General features: G+C 40.5%; 3 protein-coding genes. 2 read left to right on the top strand and 1 reads right to left on the bottom strand.

The features are described 5' to 3' along the window. Positions 1–506 precede the first annotated feature (506 nt). Positions 507–926, top strand: coding sequence for a MarR family winged helix-turn-helix transcriptional regulator (locus ACFWE9_RS26415; protein WP_230158307.1), 420 nt, complete (start codon positions 507–509; stop codon positions 924–926). Positions 927–982: 56 nt separating this feature from the next. Here ACFWE9_RS26415 and pdxR read toward each other — a convergent pair whose 3' ends face one another. After that, positions 983–2,389 (bottom strand): MocR-like pyridoxine biosynthesis transcription factor PdxR, encoded by a 1,407-nt coding sequence (gene pdxR / locus ACFWE9_RS26420; RefSeq protein ID WP_230158305.1) that lies wholly within the window; start codon positions 2,387–2,389, stop codon positions 983–985. Positions 2,390–2,493: 104 nt separating this feature from the next. Here pdxR and ACFWE9_RS26425 point away from each other — a divergent pair, with 104 nt between their 5' ends. Continuing rightward, positions 2,494–3,072, top strand: a complete 579-nt coding sequence (locus tag ACFWE9_RS26425) for a GNAT family N-acetyltransferase (RefSeq protein WP_230158303.1) — start codon at positions 2,494–2,496, stop codon at positions 3,070–3,072. Positions 3,073–3,190 lie beyond the last annotated feature (118 nt).

Here is a 3,190-nt window from a genome sequence, read left to right on the forward strand (position 1 = left end):
GGGCCTTAGGAGGCTGGTTTTTTGTTTTAAAATGGAAGTAATAAAACTTGAGATGATAAGGATGCTTTCTAAACATGATTCTATTCAGCGAGATCAACTTGAAATGATTACTTTCGATCAACTCGTGCCAGTGATTTTAACTCGATGATCAATTTGAACTCTTTTTTTGCTTCCCACATATGCAAATGGTAGCTTTTCGTTTCTCGTTGAGGGCAGTTGATGATACCATCAGGATTTATTTCCGCAGTTGCCACCACTGGATTTTTTTCGGAGCATCTGTTTTTCATATCGATTGTTTGTTATCCATTCAGGTTAGTGGATGCTGGTGCATTGTTATTTGATGATATAGAAGATTCGGTTACCCGCGTTCATATTCCACCCTCGTCTTTCCCATACCTCCTTCTCTTCCAAAATTAAACATTGACTGAAATGAATGATTCTTTACAATAGACTTTTAAGAATTAAAGAATATAATGGATTGGTCGACCATTATAAAGGAGAATCATATGACGAACCCTACTCAATTATTTCATCAATATTTACAAGTATCCAGATCATTAGTCAGCAAAATGAATGAACAAATTACAACCCTTGAAATTTACCACAATCAGTGGACGATCTTGAATTATTTAAAAAACTGTGGATATTCCACCATACCCGATATATGCAGCTACTTGGACGTAGATAGTGTTATCATCACACGTTCGGTCAACAGCATGGAACAGAATAATATGATTAAGCAGGTCCCTGGAAAAGATGAACAGGAAAAACGAATCGAACTGACTCCCCGAGGCAAAGAAGTACATACCAAATGCCTTAAGATAGCAGATAAGATCGAAGGAAAAGCCCTGGAAGGCATTACAGAAGAAGAACAGGACTTTTTTTTCCAAACGGTCCTTAAAATCCTCAATAATATAAGAAACTAAATGTCTTATATGATTGTTGAATTAGTGTGAGCCATGGTCTTCCATTGGCCACTACCCTAGTTTCCATCGAAATATGGCCATGCCTTTTTTAAAAGTTGGATTCCTTCTTCGATTTCCTTTTCGGTTAATCCACCGTACCCTATCAAGACAGTCGGCTCTTTTACCTTCTTTGAATGATAAACTGAAGTTGGATGGACTTTAACCCCAACACTGGCTGCCTTTTGAATAAGCTCTGATTCACTGCTACTGCTTTTTACTTTTAACAGAACGTGTAATCCTGACTTTTCACCGATTACGGCTACACGATCATGAAAGTTCTCTTCAATTGCATTCAGCAACACCTTGTTCTTTTTACGATAAATCGTACGCATTTTATTCAGATGGCGTTCCCAATGCCCATTTTTCATAAAAAGACAGAGCGTTTCCTGAATCATTCTGGAAACGGTCTGTTTGTATCCTATTAAGTTCTCCTGATAGCGGCAAGCTAGCTCTTTGGGTAACACCATATAGCCGACCCTAATTGTAGGAATGAACGACTTTGAAAACGTGCCTAGGTAAATGACCTTTCCATTTGTGTCCAACCCCTGCAAGGACGGAATCGGTTTACCTGTATGACGGAATTCACCGTCATAATCATCTTCAATAATATAACCCTTTTTTTCCCCAGCCCAATTCAATAATTCCACCCTTCTGGCTATCGGCATGATCATGCCGGAAGGAAACTGATGAGAAGGGGTGACATAAGCAACATCAGCCTCACTATTTTTTAATGAGTCAACATTCATACCGCTTTCATCTAATGGAATGAATGCCATTTCAGCTCCCTCCAACCTCAGTACCTGCCTAACTCGATGAAAGCCAGGATCCTCCAACCCAAAAATCCGCTCATTTCCAAGAAGTAACCGCAGTAAATGGATGAAATACTGTGTACCTGCCCCGATAATGACCTGTTCCGCACCACAGCGGACTCCTCTAGATTGAAAAAGATAGGAAGAAATCTCAGCCCGGAGTCCCCATTCCCCTTGAGGATCACCGCTGATGAACATTTCCCTTTCCTGTAGATACAACGTATTGTTTAAGCATTTTTTCCATACCGCATGCGGGAAAGAATCAACGTCCACCCGGCCATGATTGTAATCTATCTTACTCCGTTCATCTTGTGGGCCTATCATCCCTGCTTTAACAGGCAACGGTTCATTCAAAGGTGAGATCGGTTCTAAATCGGCTGCGTAGAAACCTTTCCTTAATTGACTTTCCACATACCCTTCCGCCATCAACTGCTGATATGCCGTATCTACAGTATTCAGGCCTATCCCTAAATGAGCAGCTAGCTTTCGTTTAGAAGGCAATTTCATTCCGGCTTTTATTTGTCCATTCTGGATTTCCGCTTTAAAGTATTTATACAATTGGAGATATAACGCTTCTCTATTCTTTTTATCTAAAGTTAGCGTGATTTCAAACATTTGGCCCTCCTTTTAAACTGGTTCCATAAATTATATCAGCTTTGGTCCTTTTTACAGGATCAGAATGTTTCTATAATGAAGATATCAATCAAGAGGAGGAGACTATGGAGCATATTGAACTATTCGGGAAACACGTGATCCTCACCCCAATGATGGAGCATCATATTGAACCGCTTTATGCAGCTTCCCTGCCATCTGAAATCTGGGAATGGAGCGCCACAAAGATTTTGTCATATGAGGATGCCGTTTCCTATGTAAAGGAAGGCATTCGAGCAAGGGAACAGGAACTTCATCATCCATTTGTCGTTGTCGATCAAACAAATGTTTCCGTAATCGGGAGCACGAGCCTAAGAAGTATCCAGTTTGACAATCAATCCCTGGAAATCGGAGCAACTTGGTATCATCCCGACAAATGGCGGACAGCCGTTAACACTGAATGTAAGTACCTTCTATTGCAGCACGCTTTTGAAAGGTGGCATATGAAACGGGTTGAATTCAGGACGGATGAATTGAACAAAAGATCGCGTGCAGCAATAACCAGGCTCGGCGCCCATGAAGAAGGCATTTTAAGGATGGAGAAAAAGCTGAAAGATGGAAGGATAAGGAATACAGTGGTTTTCAGCATAATCGAGAACGAATGGAATGATGTAAAAAAAAGATTGGAAGCTTTTTTGGATAGGTGAAGATGGAGAAAAAGAGTGCCGATTATGAAGTGAACCCAAAAAGTTAGACACTTTATTTAATTAGGCAGCCTTGAGGGCATGAATCCGGTAATCTACCGGGCTCATGCCTTTTAATTTT

The sequence above is a fragment of the Peribacillus sp. NPDC060253 genome, assembly GCF_042727425.1.
Classification (GTDB): domain Bacteria; phylum Bacillota; class Bacilli; order Bacillales; family DSM-1321; genus Peribacillus.

What these genes read in the sequence shown, in the direction of transcription:
- ACFWE9_RS26425 (WP_230158303.1), top strand. Translation starts at nt 2,494, where the DNA reads ATGGAGCATATTGAACTATTCGGGAAACACGTGATCCTCACCCCAATG.
- ACFWE9_RS26415 (WP_230158307.1), top strand. Translation starts at nt 507, where the DNA reads ATGACGAACCCTACTCAATTATTTCATCAATATTTACAAGTATCCAGA.
- pdxR (WP_230158305.1), bottom strand. Translation starts at nt 2,389, where the DNA reads ATGTTTGAAATCACGCTAACTTTAGATAAAAAGAATAGAGAAGCGTTA.